16 protein-coding genes are annotated in these 21,327 nt (G+C 58.1%); 5 read left to right on the forward strand and 11 right to left on the reverse strand.

Going from position 1 to position 21,327, the window contains the following annotated elements; translation table 11 throughout:
• The first annotated feature begins 23 nt into the window (after nt 1–23).
• Nucleotides 24–470 carry a hypothetical protein gene (locus LJA86_RS06995; protein WP_229225883.1) on the forward strand — a complete coding sequence of 149 codons (447 nt, stop codon included), beginning with the start codon at nt 24–26 and terminating at the stop codon, nt 468–470.
• A gap of 41 nt (nt 471–511) precedes the next feature.
• Here the strand turns inward: LJA86_RS06995 and silA are convergent, their stop codons facing one another.
• From silA to LJA86_RS07015, 4 genes are read right to left on the reverse strand one after another with little or no spacing between them, the layout of a single operon-like run.
• Nucleotides 512–3,652 carry a Cu(+)/Ag(+) efflux RND transporter permease subunit SilA gene (gene silA, locus LJA86_RS07000; protein ID WP_229226253.1) on the reverse strand — a complete coding sequence of 1,047 codons (3,141 nt, stop codon included), beginning with the start codon at nt 3,650–3,652 and terminating at the stop codon, nt 512–514.
• A gap of 10 nt (nt 3,653–3,662) precedes the next feature.
• Complete coding sequence (locus LJA86_RS07005) at nt 3,663–4,913, reverse strand: efflux RND transporter periplasmic adaptor subunit (protein WP_069719217.1); 1,251 nt, start codon at nt 4,911–4,913, stop codon at nt 3,663–3,665.
• An 11-nt stretch (nt 4,914–4,924) separates the two neighbouring features.
• Entirely contained in the window at nt 4,925–5,266 is a 342-nt protein-coding gene (gene cusF / locus LJA86_RS07010) for a cation efflux system protein CusF (protein ID WP_229225884.1), read from the reverse strand.
• Between the two features lie 24 nt (nt 5,267–5,290).
• Nucleotides 5,291–6,676 carry an efflux transporter outer membrane subunit gene (locus LJA86_RS07015; RefSeq protein WP_126533868.1) on the reverse strand — a complete coding sequence of 462 codons (1,386 nt, stop codon included), beginning with the start codon at nt 6,674–6,676 and terminating at the stop codon, nt 5,291–5,293.
• Nucleotides 6,677–6,838: 162 nt separating this feature from the next.
• Between LJA86_RS07015 and LJA86_RS07020 the strand changes: the two genes are divergently transcribed.
• Together LJA86_RS07020 and LJA86_RS07025 are read left to right on the forward strand one after the other, a co-directional pair.
• Nucleotides 6,839–7,522 carry a copper/silver response regulator transcription factor gene (locus LJA86_RS07020; protein WP_126533867.1) on the forward strand — a complete coding sequence of 228 codons (684 nt, stop codon included), beginning with the start codon at nt 6,839–6,841 and terminating at the stop codon, nt 7,520–7,522.
• On the forward strand, nt 7,512–8,966 hold the full coding sequence (locus tag LJA86_RS07025) for a Cu(+)/Ag(+) sensor histidine kinase (RefSeq protein WP_111966649.1): 1,455 nt from the start codon (nt 7,512–7,514) through the stop codon (nt 8,964–8,966). Before LJA86_RS07020 ends, LJA86_RS07025 begins: the two co-directional genes overlap by 11 nt.
• 3 nt (nt 8,967–8,969) lie before the next feature.
• Here LJA86_RS07025 and LJA86_RS07030 read toward each other — a convergent pair whose 3' ends face one another.
• Nucleotides 8,970–9,875: a LysR family transcriptional regulator gene (locus LJA86_RS07030; protein WP_126533865.1), complete on the reverse strand. Its 906-nt coding sequence runs from the start codon at nt 9,873–9,875 to the stop codon at nt 8,970–8,972.
• Nucleotides 9,876–9,992: 117 nt separating this feature from the next.
• On the opposite strand from LJA86_RS07030, the gene LJA86_RS07035 reads away from it, so the two are divergent.
• Nucleotides 9,993–11,408, forward strand: a complete 1,416-nt coding sequence (locus LJA86_RS07035) for an MFS transporter (protein ID WP_229225885.1) — start codon at nt 9,993–9,995, stop codon at nt 11,406–11,408.
• Nucleotides 11,409–11,454: 46 nt separating this feature from the next.
• Here the strand turns inward: LJA86_RS07035 and LJA86_RS07040 are convergent, their stop codons facing one another.
• The 3 genes from LJA86_RS07040 to LJA86_RS07050 are packed head-to-tail and all read right to left on the reverse strand — an operon-like array spanning nt 11,455 to nt 14,165.
• Nucleotides 11,455–12,450 carry a DUF2891 domain-containing protein gene (locus tag LJA86_RS07040; RefSeq protein ID WP_229225886.1) on the reverse strand — a complete coding sequence of 332 codons (996 nt, stop codon included), beginning with the start codon at nt 12,448–12,450 and terminating at the stop codon, nt 11,455–11,457.
• A gap of 9 nt (nt 12,451–12,459) precedes the next feature.
• Entirely contained in the window at nt 12,460–13,446 is a 987-nt protein-coding gene (locus tag LJA86_RS07045) for a DUF979 domain-containing protein (protein WP_023344166.1), read from the reverse strand.
• Nucleotides 13,443–14,165 (reverse strand): DUF969 domain-containing protein, encoded by a 723-nt coding sequence (locus LJA86_RS07050; RefSeq protein WP_229225887.1) that lies wholly within the window; start codon nt 14,163–14,165, stop codon nt 13,443–13,445. Before LJA86_RS07050 ends, LJA86_RS07045 begins: the two co-directional genes overlap by 4 nt.
• 200 nt (nt 14,166–14,365) lie before the next feature.
• Here LJA86_RS07050 and LJA86_RS07055 point away from each other — a divergent pair, with 200 nt between their 5' ends.
• The gene (locus tag LJA86_RS07055; protein ID WP_229225888.1) at nt 14,366–14,911 is read left to right on the forward strand and encodes a winged helix DNA-binding protein; all 546 of its coding nucleotides are present in this window, start codon (nt 14,366–14,368) and stop codon (nt 14,909–14,911) included.
• Here LJA86_RS07055 and glgX read toward each other — a convergent pair whose 3' ends face one another.
• The 3 genes from glgX to treZ are packed head-to-tail and all read right to left on the reverse strand — an operon-like array spanning nt 14,912 to nt 21,255.
• Nucleotides 14,912–16,987 carry a glycogen debranching protein GlgX gene (gene glgX, locus LJA86_RS07060; RefSeq protein ID WP_229225889.1) on the reverse strand — a complete coding sequence of 692 codons (2,076 nt, stop codon included), beginning with the start codon at nt 16,985–16,987 and terminating at the stop codon, nt 14,912–14,914.
• A gap of 15 nt (nt 16,988–17,002) precedes the next feature.
• Nucleotides 17,003–19,471 carry a malto-oligosyltrehalose synthase gene (treY, locus tag LJA86_RS07065; RefSeq protein WP_229225890.1) on the reverse strand — a complete coding sequence of 823 codons (2,469 nt, stop codon included), beginning with the start codon at nt 19,469–19,471 and terminating at the stop codon, nt 17,003–17,005.
• Entirely contained in the window at nt 19,468–21,255 is a 1,788-nt protein-coding gene (gene treZ, locus LJA86_RS07070) for a malto-oligosyltrehalose trehalohydrolase (protein ID WP_229225891.1), read from the reverse strand. Before treZ ends, treY begins: the two co-directional genes overlap by 4 nt.
• Nucleotides 21,256–21,327 lie beyond the last annotated feature (72 nt).

Consider the following 21,327-nt stretch of genomic DNA (forward strand, 5'->3'; position numbering starts at 1 on the left):
TGGCTGAAGAAATGGGCAAACCTGTGGGTCTACACACCATGGGTATTCCGGCGGCAATCAGCACTCTCGGGGTAATTGTCAGCTTCGCGATTCCTCAGCTGTGGTTGGGCTATGGCGTACTCGCCGCACTCGGCCAGCCAGCCGAACGCGTATTCGTGTGGGTTGTGCTGATCGCCCTCCTGTTCGCAAGCATCAACGGCGTGACGATGTTTATGATTGGCAAAGGCAGCATGCGCGCCGTGCGGTTACATCTTACGCTGGCGGTGATGAGTCTGGTATTAACGGCAGCCTATCTGCTGGCCGCGCTGAGCGGTAGCGCTGCTCCGGGCGTCAGTCTGACCGCTGCGATGGTGAGTACTGTCATGCTGGGGCTTAGCGGCAGCTGTATCCTCTCTACCGCTTTTTATAAGATGCTGCTATTTACTCTGCATAACAGAGCCTGGCGCAAACTGATCAGCAAGGCGCGCTAAGCATTCATCCCGTAAAAACCCGCCGCTACCGGCGGGTTTTTTTATGGCTTTTTATGTCTGCGCAACCAAATTAACTTATACGCCGCAGGAATAATAAACAGCGATAGCAGCGGTGCTGTAATCATCCCGCCGATCATGGGGGCCGCTATCCGGCTCATAACTTCTGACCCTGCGCCGGTCCCCCAGAGAATGGGCAGCAGACCCGCGATGATCACCGCGACGGTCATTGCCTTTGGCCGCACGCGCAACACGGCACCATGATAAAGCGCCTCATCAAGCCCTCGTTCAGTGAACGTTTCCTGGCGGGACAACGCCGGATGTTCTTCAACGGCATGACGCAAATACATCAGCATGACCACCCCAAATTCTGCCGCCACCCCGGCCAGGGCGATAAACCCGGTGCCGGTTGCAACTGACATATGAAAACCTTGCCAGTAGAGGAACCATATCCCGCCGACAAGCGCGAACGGCAGGCTCATCAGGATCAGCAACGCTTCGTCCACGCGACGGAACGCCAGATAGAGCAGAATGAAAATGATCATTACCGTCATCGGCACCATCAGCTTCAGTTTCTTGTTAGCGTGCTCAAGCAGTTCAAACTGTCCGGAGAATGACACGCTGGTACCCGGCCTCAGCTTCACGTTCTGACTGATGGCCGTTTTAATGTCGTTCACTACGGACACCATATCCCTGCCGCGGGCATCGATATAAATCCAGCTTGCAGGTCGGGCATTCTCCGTTTTTAGCATCGTGGGGCCGGAAACCACGTTGATATCCGCCACATCACCCAGCGTGATCTGCTGTTTCATCGGCGTCAGGATCGGCATCTGCCTCAACGCGTTCGGGCTGTTCCGGTAGTCCTGAGGATAACGAATATTAATCGGGTAGCGGGCCACGCCTTCCACCGTTTCCCCCACCGTCGCGCCGCCGATGGCCGAGGAGACGAACAGCTGCACGTCGCCCACCGTCATTCCATAGCGGGAGGCTTTCTCCCGGTTGATATCAACATCGATGTAGCGCCCGCCTTCCAGACGTTCAGCGAGGGCAGACACCACGCCTGGCACCGTTTTGGCGACGGCCTCTATGCGCTGCGCCGTGGCGTCGATATCAGCCAGAACGGTACCTGAAACCTTGATACCAATGGGGCTTTTAATCCCGGTTGAAAGCATATCGATGCGGTTGCGGATGGGCGGAACCCAGAGATTCGCCAGGCCAGGCAAACGAACGGTCTTATCGAGCTCGTCAACAATCTTGTCAATCGTCATGCCGGGTCGCCACTGATCCTCAGGCTTAAGCTGAATGGTGGTTTCGACCATTTCGAGCGGCGCGGAATCCGTGGCCGTTTCGGCTTTACCGGTTTTACCGAACACCGACGCTACCTCAGGCACGGTTTTGATGAGTTTGTCCGTGGTTTGCAGGAGCGCCGCCGCTTCTGCCGGAGACACGCCTGGCAATGTCGAGGGCATATACAGCAGATCGCCTTCGTTGATCTTCGGTAAAAACTCGCCGCCCACCTGGCTCAGGGGCCAGATCACCGTGAAGATGGATAATGCCGCAACCAGCAGGGTTGTTTTAGGCCAGTGGAGCACTCGAATCAGAAGCGGATGATAGGTATTAATCAACAGTCTGTTCAGCGGGTTACGGGTCTCGGCCGGGATTTTACCCCGGATCCAGAATCCCATCAGAATGGGGATCACGATGATGGCCAGCGCGGCCGCCCCCGCCATGGCGTACGTTTTCGTGAAGGCCAGTGGACCAAACAGCCGCCCTTCCTGACCCTCGAGGGTAAAGATGGGAATGAACGACAAGGTGATGATCAGCAGGCTGATAAACAGGGCTGGCCCCACCTCAACGGAGGCACTAGTGATCACCTGCCAACGGGTGGCGTTGTCAATCTGTTCCCCCGGATGCTGGTGATCCCACTCTTCCAGCCGTTTATGCGCATTTTCAATCATCACGATGGCGGCATCCACCATTGCACCGACGGCAATGGCAATGCCTCCGAGCGACATAATATTGGCGTTCAGCCCCTGGAAATGCATGACGATGAAGGCAATACACAGGCCAAGCGGCAGAGAGATAATCGCCACCAGCGCCGAGCGAATGTGCCAGAGGAACAGCGCGCATACGATGGCCACCACAATAAACTCTTCGAGAAGCTTGCCGCTCAGGTTATCAATGGCCCGGTCGATGAGCTGGCTGCGATCGTAGGTGGTCACAATCTCAACGCCTTCCGGCAGGCTGGCCTTCAGCGTCTCCAGCTTATCCTTCACCGCCGTGATGACCTCGCGCGCGTTTTTACCCGAACGCAGGATCACCACGCCGCCCGCCACTTCACCCTGCCCGTTCAGCTCGGCAATACCGCGGCGCATTTCCGGCCCTGTTTGTACGCGGGCAACGTCACGCAGATAGATCGGTACGCCGTTCTCGCCGGTTTTCAGGACAATGTGATTGAAATCATCGATGGTCTGCAGATAGCCGCTGGCCCGAACCATATATTCCGCTTCCGCGATTTCTACGGACGATCCCCCTGCTTCCTGGTTAGACGACTCAAGGGCCTGCTTAACCTCCGGCAGGCTGACGCCATACTGTGCCAGCTTTAACGGGTCAACCTGAATCTGATACTGCTTCACCACGCCGCCGACGGAGGCCACTTCGGCCACGTTCGGGATCGTTTTCAGCTCAAACTTCAGGAACCAGTCCTGCAATGAGCGCAGCTCGGCGAGATCGTGTTTTCCGCTGCGATCCACCAGCGCATATTCAAATATCCAGCCCACGCCGGTGGCATCCGGGCCGATCTCGGAACTCACGCCAGCAGGGAGTTTGCCCTGAACCTGGTTCAGGTACTCCAGCACGCGCGAACGGGCCCAGTACAAATCAGTGCCATCTTCAAAAATGACATAGACATACGAATCACCAAACTGCGAAAAGCCGCGCACGGTCTTCGCGCCGGGAACCGACAGCATGGTGGTGGTGAGTGGATAGGTCACCTGGTTTTCAACAATCTGCGGGGCCTGGCCGGGATAGCTGGTTTTGATAATCACCTGAACGTCAGACAGATCGGGCAAGGCATCAACCGGGGTGTTGATGATGGTCCATGTTCCCCAGACGCTGAGAAACAGCGCCCCCATCATAACCAGGAAACGATTAGCCACTGACCGCCGGATAATCCATTCAATCATCATCGTCTCCTTAATGGCCAGAATGGGCGTCGTCAGGGGTTTCAGCGTGGCGCATGCGCTCCAGCGCACCGGTAATATTGGCCTCCGAGTCAATCAGGAACAGACCGCTGACGACGACTGACTCCCCTTCTTCCAGCCCGCTACCAATGCCGGACTGCTGCTGAGATTCATGCAGAACGTGGATCCTTTTCGGTACAAAATTCCCGTTAGCGTCAACGGTAATAACGCGCTGCTCTTTGCCGGTATCGATAACGGCCTGAGACGGAATCAGCAGCATTTCCTGACTTTGGGTATTCAGCTTCAGGTAGGCATTCATGCCCGGTTTCAGCAGCTCATCCTTGTTGGAGACCTGCAGGCGCACCTGCAGCGTACGGGTGGTTTGATCCACGCTCGGCAGAAGACTCCACTTTTCAACCGGGAAGGATTTATCCGGCCAGGCCGGTACCGAAACAGCAAACTGCGAGGTATCTTTCAGCAGATACGCAATCGATTCTGGGACCGCCGCGCCGATCCAGACCGGATCCATTCCCTGAATTTGCGCCACGACCTTATCTTTCGAAATATTCATCCCGGTGCGCAGGTCAAATGCCGTGATCACCCCGTCGATGGGCGCCCTGATGGTAAACCGGGTCTGGATAGTGCGGGTCGCACGCAGCCGCTGAATATCCTCATCTGGCATACCCGCCAGCCTAAGCCGTTCCAGAACCCCTTTTATTTGCGTGGGCGTACCGCCGGTGCCGGAGAGCAGCAGGAACTCGCTCTGCGCTTCGACCCAGTCCGGAATGGTAATATCAATCAGCGGCGTGCCTTTCTTCACCTTATCGCCGATCGTCAGCGGGTAGACTTTCTCAACGAACCCATCCGCACGCGCCTGCACAATGACAAACTGATAGTCGTTATAGCTGACGTTGGCCGGGATCGTCTGGGCATAATTCAGCGTTCCGCGCGTCACTTTTTGCGTTTTTAATCCTAAATTCTGGACCTGCGTCGGATCGATACGGATACCGCCACCGCTTTTATCGTCATTTTCGTCCGCATATTTCGGGACCAGATCCATATCCATAAACGGTGATTTACCGGGCTTGTCGAATTTCACGTCAGGCTTCATCGGGTCATACCAGAAAAGGACCTTTCTTTCCGCAACGCTATTTGCTGTTTTTTCAGATGAATAAAGTGTCTGCCATGCCGTCACGGATATCAGCCCTCCGGCAATAAGGCTGCTGACTATCATGGCAGCGTATTTTATTTTTAATGAGGCCATGCCGTTTCTCGCTATTTAATGCTCTTTAGTAAAGAGATATTGCCCTGCTGAACAAATGAAAAATCAACGTGACTGCCGACCTTTAAGGCGTTGATGCTCTCATCGGCCTCAATAAAGGTGAAACGCATGGTCATCGCGGGCCAGCCAATCGCCGGGATGGCCTCATGAGAAATCGTGACTTTTTTATTCGTGAGATCAATGTCTTTCACGATACCGGTCCCGGTAATAACCTGCTCTGCGGCCCCTTCAGGGGCGGCGCTCATCGCCTCGTACTGATGAACCTCAGCCTGAAGGCCGGCAGAAAACGTCACAACGATCGCACCGAATACCACGGCTTTAAGTGAATTACGCATTTTTAGTTTCCTCTTTAAGTACAGTTATTCGACCCAACCGCCGCCCAGGGCGGTGAAGAGCGTTATTTCATTAACCTGTCGGGCATAAATAAGGTCGAGAAGGGTCTGGCGGGTGGAGAAAAGAGAACGTTCCGCGTCCAGCACGTTGATATAACTGACTGCACCACTGGCATATAATCCTCTGGCACGCTGGAGCGTAATCTGGAGCGAATCAAGATAACGACGCTGAGCGTCAATTTGCTGGTTAATGCTGTCCCGCAGCGCGAGCGCATCGGCGACCTGTTTGAAGGCGGCCTGTATTTTTTGTTCGTAATTCACGACCGACTGCTGCTGACGAATTTCAGCCAGTTTCAGGTTGGCCTTATTCCTGCCCGCATTGAAAATGGGAATTTCGATTTTAGGAATAAAATTCCACATCCCACTGCCTGCTGTGAACAGGCTGGACAACTCCGTGCTGCCAGTTGAAAGCCCGCTGGTCAGGGAAATCGACGGGAAAAAGGCGGCACGCGCGGCGCCGATATTCGCATCGGCCGCGTTAAGCTGATACTCCGCCTCCATAATATCCGGGCGCTGCAGCAGTATCTCTGAGGAAAGATGAGGCGGGAGTTTTACCGGCGCAATATCGCTGGCGTTCATTCCACTGTCGCCCGGCAGCGCACGGTACGTCCCGAGGAGCAGCTGCAGGGCATGATTGGCCTGCGCCAGCTCCCCCTCACGTTTGGCAATCTCTGCCTGCGTGCTTTCGATCTGTCCCCGGGCCTGCTCCAGCGCGAGTACGTTAGTGCTGCCCGTCACCAGCTGTTGCTCAACGAATGCATAAGACTGCCGGTAATTTTCCAGCGTTTCCCGCGCGATACGCAGCTGTTTATACGCCAGCTGCTGGTTGAAATAGCTCTGCGACACGTTAGAGACGAGCAGGATATGCACGGCGCGACGGGCCTCTTCCTGGGCATAATAGTTCTGTCGATCAGCCTCACTCATGTTCTTCAGCCTGCCGAAAAAGTCGAGTTCGTAACTGAGCGCAAGACCCGCGTCGTACTGCTGCGAAGTCGGTTTGTCACTTTTCAGTCCTCCGCGGTACGTGATACCTGCGGATCCATTCAGCTGCGGATAACGCTCCGCCTCCGTCACGTTGAACTGCGCCCGCGCCTCTTCAACCTTCAGGACGGCCATTTTTATATCGCGATTATTGTTCAGGGCTTCCGTAATCAACCCGGCTACCTGCGGGTCGACAAAAAAGGTGCGCCAGCCGGTGTCCTGATACCCCGCCACCGCGGGCGTCAGGCCGTTGCGTGAAAGCGAAAACTGCTGGGGGACCGGTGACGCCGGGCGCTGATAGTCGGGAGCCAGCGAGACGCAGCCTGCCAGGATAAATACCGTACTGATGCTAAGTCGTTTTATCAGGAACATAACGGTTCAAATGAAGTCCAGAGTATTTTTAGGGCTACTCTACTGAACGCTTCCTGTTTGACGGGTGACGGGATAATGACAATGTTGTCATTTTTAACGTAAGTCATTGTGAACGGTGGCGGGCGCCATAGAATGTCATCAGCAGCCAGTCAGGGGAGCAAGATGAAAATACTGATCGTTGAAGACGAAATGAAAACCGGTGAGTACCTCAGCAAGGGACTCACTGAAGCGGGGTTTGTCGTGGACCACGCTGATAATGGCCTGAACGGCTACCATCTCGCCATGACCGCTGAATACGATCTGCTGATTCTCGACATCATGCTGCCCGATGTGAACGGCTGGGATATTGTCCGCATGCTCCGCTCTGCCGGCAAAGGGATGCCCATACTGCTTCTGACGGCTCTCGGTACGATTGAACACCGGGTTAAAGGGCTTGAGCTGGGCGCAGATGATTATCTGATTAAGCCGTTCGCCTTTGCCGAGCTGCTTGCCCGGGTAAGGACGCTGTTAAGACGCGGAAATACGGTGATCGCAGAAAGCCAGCTTCAGGTAGCAGACCTGACGGTTGACCTCGTGTCGAGAAAAGTCAGCCGGGCCGGTAGTCGGATTATGCTCACCAGCAAGGAGTTCAGCCTGCTGGAGTTTTTCATGCGCCATCAGGGGGAAGTGCTGCCCCGCTCCCTGATTGCCTCCCAGGTATGGGACATGAACTTTGACAGCGACACGAACGCGATTGATGTGGCGGTAAAGCGGCTGCGCGCAAAGATCGATAATGACTTTGACCCGAAGCTGATCCAGACGGTGCGCGGCGTGGGCTATATGCTGGAGGTGCCGGATGCGCGTTAAGCCCCTCCGACGCCCGTTCTCTCTTGCGCTGCGGCTGACCTTTTTTATCAGCCTCTCCACCATACTGGCCTTCTTCGCCTTTACCTGGTTCATGCTGCACTCCGTTGAGAAGCACTTTGCCGAGCAGGATATCAGCGACCTTCAGCAGATCAGCACCGCGATGCACCGCATTCTGCACTCACCGGCCGATCCCGACCAAAAGAAAATCAGTAAGATCAAAGAGTCGATCGCCAGTTACCGCAACGTGGCCGTCCTGCTTCTGGATCCGCAGGGCAATACCCTGTTCAGCTCGACGCAAGGGGCGGCATTGCGCCCGGCAATGAAGACGGCGGACTTTAGCGAACACCGTCGTGCACAGGATGTGTTTCTCTGGACGGTAGAAGACCCGGCCAACCCCATGCATGCCGGGTCCGACATGAAAATGGAAACGTACCGGATTATCGCCTCCTCAGGCACGGCGACGCTGCAGGGCAAAACCCAGGACTACGTCATGCTGATCGGGCTCTCCATTAATTTTCATCTTCACTATCTTGAGGCGCTGAAAAAAAACCTTCTGGCGATTGCCGCGGTTATCAGCCTGCTGATTATTCTTGTCATCCGCATCGCGGTGCGTCAGGGACATTTGCCCCTGCGTAACGTCAGCAACGCCATTAAAAACATCACCTCCGAAAACCTGGATGCACGACTGGAGCCGTCCCGCGTCCCCGTTGAGCTGGAACAACTGGTCATCTCCTTCAACCAGATGATCGAGAAGATTGAAGATGTTTTTACCCGTCAGGCTAACTTTTCCGCCGATATCGCGCACGAAATCAGAACCCCTATCACCAACCTGGTGACGCAAACCGAAATCGCGCTGAGTCAGAACCGTTCTCCGAAGGAGCTGGAGGATGTGTTGTACTCCAGCCTGGAAGAGTACAACCGGATGACCCGCATGGTCAGCGACATGCTGTTCCTGGCACAGGCCGATAATAATCAGCTCATCCCGGATCGGGTGATGTTTGATTTAAGCGCCGAGGTCATGAAGGTGTTTGATTTCTTCGAAGCCTGGGCGGAAGAACGCCACATCGCGCTGACATTCAACGGGATGCCCTGCCTGATAGAAGGCGATCCGCAGATGTTCAGAAGGGCCATCAATAATCTGTTATCTAACGCCCTGCGCTATACGCCAGCGGGCAAAACGGTGACGGTCTCACTGCGAAAACAGGATAACGACGTTGAGCTGGTGACAGAAAACCCCGGTTCGCCGATCCCGCCGGCGCATTTGCCGAAGCTGTTTGACCGTTTTTATCGCGTCGATCCGTCCAGGCAGCGTAAAGGCGAAGGCAGCGGCATTGGGCTTGCCATCGTGAAGTCCATCGTCACCGCACACCACGGAAAAGTTCGCGTGGAATCGGATGCGGTGTCGACGCGCTTCATCCTCACCGTGCCGGGGAAAGTGCTCTGAGCGTCAGTAAACCGCGCGGCACACCTCAAGGACCTTTTCCCTGAGCCAGCGATGCGCCGGGTCCCGTTCCATGCGCGGATGCCACATCTGGGATACCGTAATAGTGCGGGTCTTAAAGGGCAGTTCAAAAACGTGCACGCGCTCGGTCATCGCCTGATTGAGCAGGTATAACGCTGGCACCATGGCAATCAGATCGGACGCCAGCGCCACGGATAACGCCGTCGGAAAGCCGGGCACCACGCTGGCGACCTTGCGCTTCATCCCGCGCTCCGCCAGCGCCTCATCGACAAACCCGTGCAGCGATCCGTCCGGCGAGGCCACCACATGCCCCCAGGCGACATAGTCACTCAGGCTGACCTCCGGCTGCTCTGACAGCGGATGCCCCTTGCGCACCGTGCCAACAAACCGATCCTGGAAAAGCCTTTGCAGCCGTATTTCAGGCCCCATGTTGCCCTGCACGCCAATCTCCAGATCGACAAGTCCCTCCCGCAAGTAGCGCGACGTTTTTTCCGGTTTCGGTGAGAAGCGGATGCACACCCCGGGCGCGACGCTCGCCACCGCAGCAATAAGCAGAGGCCCAAACGCCACCACAAAACCGTCGTTGGCCCGGATGGTGAACAGCCGTTCGAGGCTTTCCACCTTCAGCGCGTCGGTGGAGGGCTGCAGCACCGCCCTCGCCTCGTGCACGGCGCTTCTGGCGCGGTCCCGGGTGGCTTCGGCCCAGGGCGTCAGCACCATGTGACGACCGGCCCGCACCAGGATCGGATCGCCGGTCACCTCCCGCAGCCGGCTCAGGGTGCGGCTCATGGCGGAGGTGCTCAGGTTCAAACGTCGCGCCGCGCCCGCCACGCTGGCTTCTGCCAGCAAAACGTCGAGCGCAACCAGAAGGTTAAAATCAGGATCGGACACGATGGCTCCTCAGATATGGCGTTACGTGCAATGATTAAATGCAAATGCTGCGTCTTCCGCCCTGTATACCGCATGATTATAGTTTCGTCATCACGATTCTTTTTCGGAGTAACGACGATGACGCTCTTTTCAAACCAGCCCGGCGATGAAGGTTTACCCGGGCATGAACGCGCCAGGGTGATGGCCGCCGTTATGACCACCACGCTGATGGGCGTTTTTGACGGTACCATGATCAACATCGCGCTCCCCTCCATGGCAAGCGCGATGCAGGTCCCCGCGAACGTAGCGGTCTGGTTCGCCAACGGTTATCTGCTGTCAGCGGCGATGACGTTGGCCATCTTCGCGGCGCTGGCGGCCCGTGTGGGCTATCGCCCAATCTTTCTGGCCGGGCTTGCCACCTTTACGCTCACCTCGCTGGGCTGCGCGCTGGCAACAACGCCGGAAATGTTAACCGGGATGCGAATTCTACAGGGCATCGGCGGGGCGGCGACCCTGAGTATCGCCCCGGCGATCCTGCGGTCCGTTTTTCCGGGCCGACTGCTGGGCCGTATCCTGGGACTGCACGCCCTGCTTATCGCCTCCAGCACGGCGATAGCCCCGGTACTCGGCGGAACAATACTGGACGCCCTGAGCTGGCAATGGCTGTTCGCCATTAACCTTATTCCGGGCAGCATCGCCCTGCTGCTGGCATGGAGGGCCTTGCCGCGGGAATCGGCCGTTGACCGCACTCCCTTTGACGCGCCAGGCGCCGTGCTCTCCGCCGTCCTGTTAGGTTCCGCAATCATGATGGCCGACAGCCTTCAGCACGTGACGCAACACATTAACCGGCAGGCCGTCTTCTGGGGCGTTCTCGCGCTGGTCAGCGCCTTCGCCTTTACCTGGCGTATCCGGCGCGCGCAACATCCTTTACTGCCGCCGGTGATGTTCAAAAACGGGCGCTTCACCCTCGCCGCGCTGACCTCGCTGGCCTCGTTTGTCAGCCAGGGGATCACGTTTGTCGCGCTGCCGTTCCTGTTTCAGAGCGTGTATGGCTACAGCCCGGTGGTGTCGGCGCTGCTCTTTACCCCGTGGCCGATTGGCATCGTGCTGATCGCGCCGCACGCGGGTCGCTGGGCGGATACGATCTCCGCGCCGCTGATCTCGACCCTCGGGCTGATCGTTTTTGTCGGTGGGTTGGTCCTGCTGGCCACGTTGCCGGAGAATCCTTCCGTGTGGAATATCTGTCTGCGCAGTCTGGTATGCGGTATTGGATTTGGCTGCTTCCAGAGTCCCAATAATCGTGAAATGCTCGCTAACGTCGCGCGGGAATATGCCAGCTATGCCTCCGGCGTGTTGTCGATCGTCAGAACATTCGGTCAGTGTCTCGGCGCCGCCGTGGTGGGGGTGCTGCTGGGAGCAGCGGCAGGATGGGACCATCAACATGCTATCCAGGTTGCACTGTGGCTAGCCGTCATCGCCTCGACGGGTTCGGTGGTATTCAGCCTGAGCAGGCTGCGCCCTGCGCGGTCTACAGGCAAGCGTTGCACAATGTAGGCCGGGTAAGCGCAGCGCCACCCGGCAAGAAAGACGGCGCGTTTGTTTACTCCAGCGCCAGTAGCGCAAAGCTCGCCAGCCAGTGCCCGCCGCTATAGTGGCTGCCGACCACATGCCCGACACTTGCGGCAAGATGTTTCGTCACCGCCTCGCGCAATGCCGGTTGCGCCGGGTGGCTGGCTGGAAGCGCTTTCGCAATGTGCTTCATACACCACGCGCGGCTGAGGTTTAATCCGTCCAGATGGGCAATTTTCGGGTCGGTACGATCGCTCACTTCCGCCGGGTTCATCAGTGCCGTAACGGCGCCCACCTCCGGCAGAAACGCGTCAAACCAGGCCGGGAAGTCTTCAGTTACCTTGCTCATCAGCAGCGCCTCCGTCAGCGCGCCGGAAATATACTCGTCTCCGCCGGGCTCATAATGAGCCGGATAGCGCGTGTCGGCGAGATAAAACCGCTCCGCCGCTGCCACAATCGCCTGTTCAAGCGCCTTGTCTCCGACTGCGCGACCGTAATCGAGCGCCAGCGCGAGGGCAAACGCGGTGTTGTAGTGCGTCCCGACGCGGATCGGATAGGTGAGCTTACCGAGGTAATCCACCAGCCGGTTGCGAATATCCTGGGTGAGCGGCGCCAGCGTCTGGTACCAGCCTGCGGCCTGCGGCAGCGACGACTGTTTCAGCTCCTGGGCCAGCGCCAGCAGCCAGCCGTAGCCATACGGACGCTCAAACGAGGCGCGGAACGGCGCGGTAAAATAGGCCAGCTCCTTCACCACGTTCTCTTCGGTCATGTGCTCGTCAAAAAGCGCGACGATCGCGTCCCGACACGGTAATTCTGGATAGAGGCGCACGCAGCGCAGCAGCAGCCAGTAGCCGTGCACCGCCGAATGCCAGTCAAAACAGCCGTAGAAAATCGGGTGCAGTTCGCGAGGCGGCAGCACGTCACCATCATCATTAAGCAGGTGCATGATGTGGTTCGGGTATTCCTGGCGCAAATAGGTCAAAGGCATGCGGGCAAACGCGTCGGCCTGATGTTGCGTTAATTCCATGACAGCTCCTTAGCGAAACACGAGGAAATACATTAAGAACACGTTCACCACCAGCAGGGTTAACGCGGTCGGGATCTGGATCTTGATCACCTGATATTTGTCTTTCAGCTCCAGCAGCGCGGCGGGAACGATATTGAAGTTCGCGGCCATCGGCGTCATCAGCGTGCCGCAGTAGCCTGCATACATGCCAATCGCCAGCAGCGGCGCCGGGTTGCCGTGATGCACGTTGATCAGAAATGGCAAGGCGATACCGGCACTTAACACCGGGAAGGCCGCAAAGGCATTACCCATAATCATGGTAAACAGCGCCATACCCACGCAGTAAATCACCACCAGCATAAAGCGGCTGTCCGGGTTCACAAACAGGCTCACCACCTTCTGTACCGAGTCGCCCGTGTTAGCCACCACGAACACGCCGCCGAGCATGGCCAGCATCTGCGGCAGGATCACCGCCCAGCCGATGGTATCGACAAGACGACGGGACTGACGAACGGCATGGAGCGGTGTGCCTTTGGTCAGCCACCAGCCGGTAAGTATCGCCGCGACGCAGGCCACGCACAGCGCCGCCAGGGTGAGCTGCTTCTGATCGAGCAGAAACACGCCGCCGACCGAAACGCCCTTCAGGAATAACGTGCCCAGCACCGTCACCACCGGGATCATCAGCGCGGGCAGGAACAGCCAGTTTTTAAGCCGGTTTGACGACGCGACGCGCTCCTCCTCGGTCGACATTTTATAGTGCCCTTTCCCGACGAGGCCAAACCCCGCCAGCAGCGCGATAACGATAACGCCGCCGCCGATAATCCGGTACGCCAGCGATTTGCCGAGTTCCTGAACCATCAGATCGCCAAACAGGAAGATCCCGCCAAACAAGAACCAGAACAGCGCGGTGGTAAAGCGCTTTGGATTGGCGCGATCGCGCAGGGTCATCACAACCAGCAGCATCACGACAAAGCCAATCAGGTAGTACACGCGGTTAATGGTGATAAGCGTCATCATTGCGTGGCCTCCTGCGTACCCTGCTCTGCACGCCAGGCCATCACGTCGCGACGGATACTTGCATCGAGGCGCAGCAGGCGCGTCATATGAATAATCAATGCCGCAATGGCGGTGGGAATGGCCCACAGGCCGATATGCAGCGGTTCAATGCCCTGAATACCATTCTCTTTCAGGAACGCGTCGATCAGCAGCACCGCCCCAAAGGCAATAAAGATATCTTCCCCAAAGAAAACCGCGATGTTGTCACACGCGGCGGCATGGGCTTTGATTTTGTCGCGAATGTGCTGCGGCAGCTCGCCATATTCGTTCAGCGCCGCCCCTTCGGCCATCGGCGCCAGCAGCGGGCGCACCGTCTGCGCGTGACCGCCCAGCGACATCAGGCCCAGCGCAGCGGTGCCTTCCCGCGCGACAAAATAGAGCATCAGAATACGCGCTGCGGTGGCACTGGCGATCTTCGCCACCCAGGCCTGGGCGCGCTCTTTTAGCCCGTAATATTCCAGCAGACCAATCACCGGCAGGATCAGGATGAAGGTGGCCAGCGATCGGCTATTGACGAACTTCTCGCCAAAGGTCTCCAGCAGCATGCCGAAATCCATGCCGACCAGCAGACCCGTCGCCAGCCCCGCCACCACGACCACCAGCAGCGGGTTGAAGCGCAGTGCAAAACCAATAACCACGATCGGTATCCCGATCAGCGGCAACAGCGTAGTACCGTCCATAACGTTTACCCTATCGAAAGTGAGCGTTGCGCGCCGACGGCTATTTTTTTAATTTGCGGCGAGCGATGTTGTGTTTTGTTGGCAGGCTTCGCAAAACCTGCGCTAAAAAGCTATATCTGAACCTCAAAAACATGTAAACAAATTATCAATAAAATGTTCTTATTTTATCGATGAGTTTACATTTCTGGTTAAGGAACGTTATGACCTCAGAAAAGAGTGCTTCACCTGATCGCGACGATATCAACGATGGCCGGATCGTCTCTTCCCGCCACCTGGTATCCGAGCGCTGCGCGGAGTTATCAGAGCTGGAATATGCGCTGATCATGATCAGCAACGCGTTCAACAAATGGATGGTGCGCTGCATGACGGCTGCCGGCGAGCCCGATATGGGCGCCTTTGACGTTTCGCTGCTGCATCACGTGAACCACCGCGACCGCAAGAAAAAGCTGGCCGATATCTGCTTCGTCCTCAACGTGGAAGACACCCACGTGGTGACCTATGCGCTGAAAAAGCTGGTCAAAGCAGGCTACGTGACGAGCGAGAAAGCGGGTAAAGAACTCTTTTTCTCTACCACGGAGGAAGGGAAAGCGCTGTGCATGAAATACCGGGACGTGCGGGAAGCGTGTCTGATTGCGATCCAAGCGGAGAGCGGCATTGCCGGGAAGTCGATTGGCGAGACCGCGCAGCTGTTACGCACGATCTCCTCCCTGTATGACACCGCCGCCCGGGCGGCGGCGTCACTGTAACTAAGGACGGCGGAACAGCGTAATGCTGCGCCCGGCCAGTTCGTACTCAACGGTTTCGGTGATCGCTGTCCCGGTGGCAGCGTCATCCGCCGTAGACAGCTCCAGCACCCATCCCCCTTCGCCAAATTGCGGGATCTGGAACGGCACGGTGCCTTCAAACGGGTTGAACAGCATCAGCACGTCGTGCCAGATACCGTCCTCCTGCCGCAGATCCGGTCTGCTGATGGAGACCCCAAGCGTCGAGCCTTCATCCCACTGCTCGGCCTGCTGTGGACCACCTCCGGCATTGAACCAGCGGATCTCCAGCCCGTCGCGCCAGCTTTCACGGCGCAGCAGCGGCTGTTGCGCGCGAAGGGCAATGAGACGACGGGTAAACTCGCGCAGCGCAGCGTCGTTTTCGGAGAGTCCCTTCCAGTCGATCCACGAGATCTCACTGTCCTGGCAGTATCCATTGTTATTCCCCTTCTGCGTACGGCCAAACTCGTCCCCCGCCAGCAGCATCGGCGTGCCGTGGGAGAACAGCAGCGTGGTCAGGAAATTACGTTTCTGCCGTTCGCGGGTAGCAATAATATCCGGGTTCTCGGTTGGCCCTTCCTCGCCGTAGTTGTACGAGCGGTTATCGTTATGCCCGTCGTTATTGTCCTCACCGTTGTCGGCGTTGTGCTTTTCGTTGTACGACACCAGGTCATTCAGCGTAAAGCCGTCATGGGCGGTGATGAAATTGACGCTGGCCCACGGACAGCGTCCGCGCAGATCGTACAGATCGCCGGAACCGAGCAGACGCGCGGCAAAGTCCGTGGAGACGTTGTCCCCCTTCCAGTACTCGCGAACGGTGTCGCGGTATTTGTCGTTCCACTCCCCCCAGCCTGGCGGGAATCCGCCCACCTGATAGCCGCCGGGACCGATATCCCAGGGTTCACCAATCAGCTTCAGTCGGGATAAGACCGGATCCTGAGTCATGGCGTCAAAAAAACCGCCGCGCGGGTCAAACCCTTCGGGCTCGCGGCCCAGGATCGTCCCGAGGTCGAAACGAAAACCGTCAATGTGCATCGATTCCGCCCAGTAGCGCAGGGAATCCATCACCATCTGCAGCACGCGCGGATGCGAGGTGTTGACCGTATTTCCCGTCCCGGTGTCGTTGATGTAGTACCGGTGCTGGTCCGGGAGCGTGCGGTAATAGCTGTAGTTATCAATCCCCTTAAACGAGAGCGTCGGGCCAAGCTCGTTCCCTTCCGCCGTGTGGTTGTACACCACGTCCAGAATCACCTCAATGCCCGCGTCATGATAGGCGCGCACCATGTCGCGAAAACCCTGGATCCCCGCCGGGCCGTAGTAGCGCGACGCCGGTGCAAAAAAGCCCAGCGTGTTATAGCCCCAGAAGTTCTTCAGACCGCGGTCGAGCAGATGCTGGTCGTCCGGGAACCAGTGAACTGGCAGCAGCTCCACCGAGGTAATGCCCAGGCTTTTGATATAGTCGACCGAGGCTTTATGCCCCATGCCTTCAAACGTGCCGCGCAGCTCGGGTGGTATGGCCGGGTTCATCTGGGTAAAGCCTTTCACGTGGCTTTCATAGACAACGGTATGCGGCCAGGGCACGTTCGGCCGGTTGTTGTCCTGCCAGTCAAAGGCGTTCGGGTCGATGACCCTGCCTTTCGGCGTGAACGGCGCGCTGTCCCGCGTGTCAAAGCTCAAATCCAGCTCGTCATGCCCCAGCTCATAGCCGAAATGGGCATCGTTCCAGTCGATGTCACCCACCAGTTCGCGAGCGTAGGGGTCGATAAGCAGCTTATGCGGGTTGAAGCGATGACCGTTTTCCGGGTCGTAGGGGCCGTAGACGCGATAGCCATACAGTGTCCCCGGCTTCAGGTCAGGCACATAGCCGTGCCAGACCTCATGGGTATACTCGGGCAGCTCCAGCCGGGCGATTTCCGTTTTCCCGGACGGGTCAAACAGACAGAGTTCCACCCGTTCAGCGTGAGCGGAGAACAGCGCGAAGTTAACGCCCTTCCCGTCATAATTCGCCCCCAACTGCTGGCCATGACCGGCCCGAATTTCAAACGTTGTATCCTTTGCCATTTTCGTTCTCCACGATTATTCGCAGGTAAGCAGAACCAGTACACATCCCTTTTCTGGCGTTAACGCCAGCGTTTCTTGCAGCATGCGGCTTTCGCCGCTGAACAGATCCCGATAGCGCTTCCCGGCCAGTTCGTCGGGTAACGCGACCGTGGTATTGACCCACAGCTGATGATTATCGGTGACGTCAAAAACCAGACGCGGCACGGCGACAATCAGCGCCTCGTCGTCCTTAACACGCGCATAGACAATCAGGTTCTCCTCGCGATCGCCGCTGACCTTAAGCGGCAGCCAGTCGCCGTAGCGGAAAAGCGCGTCGTAGTGCGGTCGAAGCCGCAGCAGCGTGGCGGTAACAAACTGCTTCACCCTGCCGTCCCGCCAGCATGCCGGGTTGTCAAACACCCCGGCATCCGCCGCGCTGAGGCTCTGCACCAGGGCCGGAAAGTCCGGCTCGCGTCGGTTATCCGGGTCGACAAGGCTGAAGTTAAGCGCCTCGCTGCCCTGATAAATATCCGGCACGCCGGGCGCCGTCAGCTTGATCACCGTCTGGCTGAGGCTGTTCATCAGCCCGGCGCGGATAAAGGGCTGCATCGCCTCGCTGAAATCGTGCAGGAACAGGCTATTGTCCGGTGAAAGCAGGTGCCGCGCGTAGCTCAACACCACGCTCTCATAGCTCTCGTTACTGTCAATCCAGTCGGTGCGCTGTTTCGCCTCGCGCAGCGCTTTTTCGAGGAAGCCGAGAAAACGTTCTTCCAGTGATGCCAGCCCGTCAGCGTCGTCCGGTGACAGCATGGCGGGCCAGACGCCCGCCAGCGCCTGGTAGATCATCCACGTATCGGCGGCGTTTGGCGCGGTACCGTCATTGAGAAAACGCACCTGGGTCTGGTTCATCTGCCGCCAGCGGGCCAGATTTTCCCCCCAGCGTTCCGGGGCTTCCGTCAGGGTGTAAAGGCGCGCCCGGGCATCTTCCCCGCGCTTGGTATCGTGCGTAGAGGTGCCCAGCAGCGCGTCGGGCTGACGGGCCAGACGAATGCGCATCTCCTGGTGGAAGCGGGATAAGGAAAACGCGCGCGGGGTCGGGTCGGCACCGACTTCATTGAGCGCAAGCTCGAGGTTGTGGCGAAAGAAAAGCGTGTCTTCAACGGACTTCGCCATCAGCGGCCCTGTGAGCTGCTGGAAGCGGGTCCTGAACAGCGCGGCGCTCTCGCGGCAATCTTCCGGCAGGTCGCCGGTAAGAATGCGCACGATCAGGCTGAGCGCGGCTTCCGACGTCTCCACGCTGGCAACCACGCGGTTGAGCAGCGCCACGTCCGGCGGGGTTAATCCTTCCCGGGTGCCATAGGTGCGGTAGACCGGAAACGCAATAAGCAGTTCGCGCAGCGCGTGGCCGATTTCCTCGTGCGGCAGCGCAACCTCATTCCGGCGTGCCAAATCCTCAGCAAGGTTTAGCAGCGTAGTGAATTCACCCTCAAAATTACGATCGGTCATCAGGCCTTTGGCATCCCGCAGTTCCGCGTGGCGATCGACCGTGATGCCCAGCGTCTCGTCGTGAATTTTCTCAAGACGCCCCAGGCTATCGTCGTCGACCAGCACTTCCGCCAGCGAGGCGATAAACTCGTAGCCGGTGGTACCGGATACCGGCCAGTCAGCGGGGAGCTGTTCCCCTTTGGCGAGAATCTTTTCGACCGTAATGTAGCAGTCGGGCCCGGTGGCCTGCCGCAGGCGCTGCAGATAGCCCAGCGGATCCGCCAGGCCGTCGACATGGTCAATGCGCAGACCATCCACCACGCCCGCGTGGACCAGCTCAAGGATCAGCCGGTGCGTGTCGTCGAAGACCGCATCATCTTCAACCCGAACGCCGACCAGTCCGGTGATCTCAAAGAAGCGCCGCCACGAGAGCTGCTTTGGTGCCTCCCGCCAGGACATCAGCCGCCAGCTTTGCGCGTTGTGCAGCTCGGCAATGCTCTTCTCCTCGCTGTACGTGCCGGGGTTGAGCGGATACTCGGCGTCGTAGTAAACCAGCGCGGCCTTTTTCGTGACAGGGTCACGTTTTAGCGTGATAGCTCCCTTCTCCAGCTCCGCCTCAAAGGTGTCGCCAAGAAACGGCAGCGTTAGCGGTCGCGACCCGTCGATATCGAAGTAGCGGAAATAGCGGCTCTGCTGGCCATATTCAATCACATCCCGCCACCATGCATTTTCCAGCGAGGTGGACATGTGATTGGGGACAATGTCCAGAATCAACCCCATACCGGCCTGTTTGAGCGCGGCGGTCATGCGGTCAAACCCGTCTCGCCCGCCGATGGCAGGGTCGATTTCATTCGGGTTGGTCACGTCATAGCCGTGGGTAGACCTCGTCGTGGCAGTGAACACGGGCGACGCGTAAAGGTGGCTGATGCCGAGGTCCTTCATATACGGCACCAGCGCCACAACGCGGTCGAAGGTCATGCCGTTACGGAACTGAATTCGGTACGTGGCGGAAGGGATCATAACGATGCTTCTCCATCAGCAAAGCGAACGACAATACCGTTCGGGGGTAAAACGTCGGTAACGTCTGGCGAGGCAAAACGCGTCTCCCCCGCCATAGCAGGCAGCGCGACGGGCTTAATGCCGATATTAAGCGCCAGTGAGAGCGTCCCCGACGGAAAGTGCCAGCACACCGCCACCATGCCGGGCGCGGTCTTGAGCACATGGCCCTCAACGGCACCGCCCGGATGCAGAAGCGGAACGATATAGCGATGGCGCAGCGTCAACAGATGGCGCGTATAGCGCAGCCACGTCTTGCCCTCGTCGGTGGCGACTTTATGCCAGTCGAGCTTTGAGCGGATAAACGTGTTCACGTCGTTCGGGTCCGGGACGGTTTCATCGTGCCCGGCATGGCCAGTAAACTCTTTCGCGCGCCCTTCCCGCACCGCCTTTGCCAGTTCGCCGTGAAAGTCGGTGAAGAACAGGAACGGATGCGTTTCCCCAAACTCCTCGCCCATAAACAGCAGCGGGATATGCGGGGAGAGCAGCAGCGCGGCAAGCAGCACCCGCGTCTTGTCGGCACCCGCGAGGGAGATAAGCCGCTCGCCCTGGGCGCGATTGCCGGTCTGATCGTGGTTTTGAATAAAATCGACGAAAAACTGCGGCGGCTGGGTGCGGCACTCCACCCCGCGAGATTCTCCGGTTTGCAGAGACACCTCGCCCTGGTAGACAAACCCTTCCGCCAGCGCCCGGGCGAACTTTTTCTCCGGCTCAAAGGCAAAATCCTGGTAGTAGGCGTGCGTCTCACCGGTGGCAAACACGTGGGCGGCGTTGTGGAAGTCATCGTTCCACTCGCCGGTAAACAACGGCGCGTTGCCCTGTTCATCGCGCGGATGCAGGAAAATCACGTTGCGGCTGTCTTCCGTGGTCAGGTGAACGTGACGGTGCGGAATGGCCTCGCGAATTTTTGCGGCAATCTCCTCGAGAATATGCGTATCCGAGCCGTCTTTAATCTGGTCGATGGCATCAAACCGCAGGCCGTCCAGCCGGTATTCCGTCAGCCAGAAGAGCGGCGCGTCGGTCATGTACTGTCTCACCGGCTCGCGCTCGTAGGCGATGCCGTTGCCCCACGGCGTCATCCGCTGAGCATCGAAAAACGCGGGCGACAGCAAAGGCAGATAGTTCCCCTCCGGGCCGAAGTGGTTAAGCACGATATCCAGCACCACGGAAAGCCCCAGCCCGTGCGCGGCATCAATAAACGCGTGGAAATCCTCCGGCGTACCGTAGGCAGAGTGAGGGGCATACAGCAGCACGCCGTCGTACCCCCAGCCGCGGGAACCGCCAAACTGAGAGACGGGCATCACTTCAAGCTGGGTAATCCCGAGCTCCGCCAGATACGGCAGCTTGTCGATGGCCGCCCGGAAGGTGCCCTCCGGGGTAAAGGTGCCGATGTGCAGTTCGTAAATGATTGTCTCTTCCCACGGCCGCCCTGCCCAGTCGCGGTTGAGCGGCTGGTAACGTCGGGGATCGATCACCACCGAGGGTCCGTTAACGTCGCCCTTTTGCGCCCGCGAGGCGGGATCGGGCACCGCCATGCCGTCCTGAAGAACAAACTGATATTCTGCACCGTGCGTGACGCCAGGGACGTCTGCCTGGAACCAGCCGCCGCCTGTTGCCGTCATCGGCACATCGGTGGCGGCAAGACGTAGCGTAAGTTCTTTCTTTCCTTCTGCCCAGACGCGAAAACGTACAACGTCATCGGAAATAAACTCAGCACCCCACTGCTTTTGAAATGTCCTGAATTCCATTCATTGTCCTCGAATGACCCACATTTTACGCGGAACGAAGTACAAGCTTAGTTCAGGATTAAAAGTGCGTGA

Origin of the sequence: Enterobacter sp. TCD1-1, assembly GCF_020567405.1 — a bacterium.
Classification (GTDB): domain Bacteria; phylum Pseudomonadota; class Gammaproteobacteria; order Enterobacterales; family Enterobacteriaceae; genus Enterobacter; species Enterobacter quasiroggenkampii.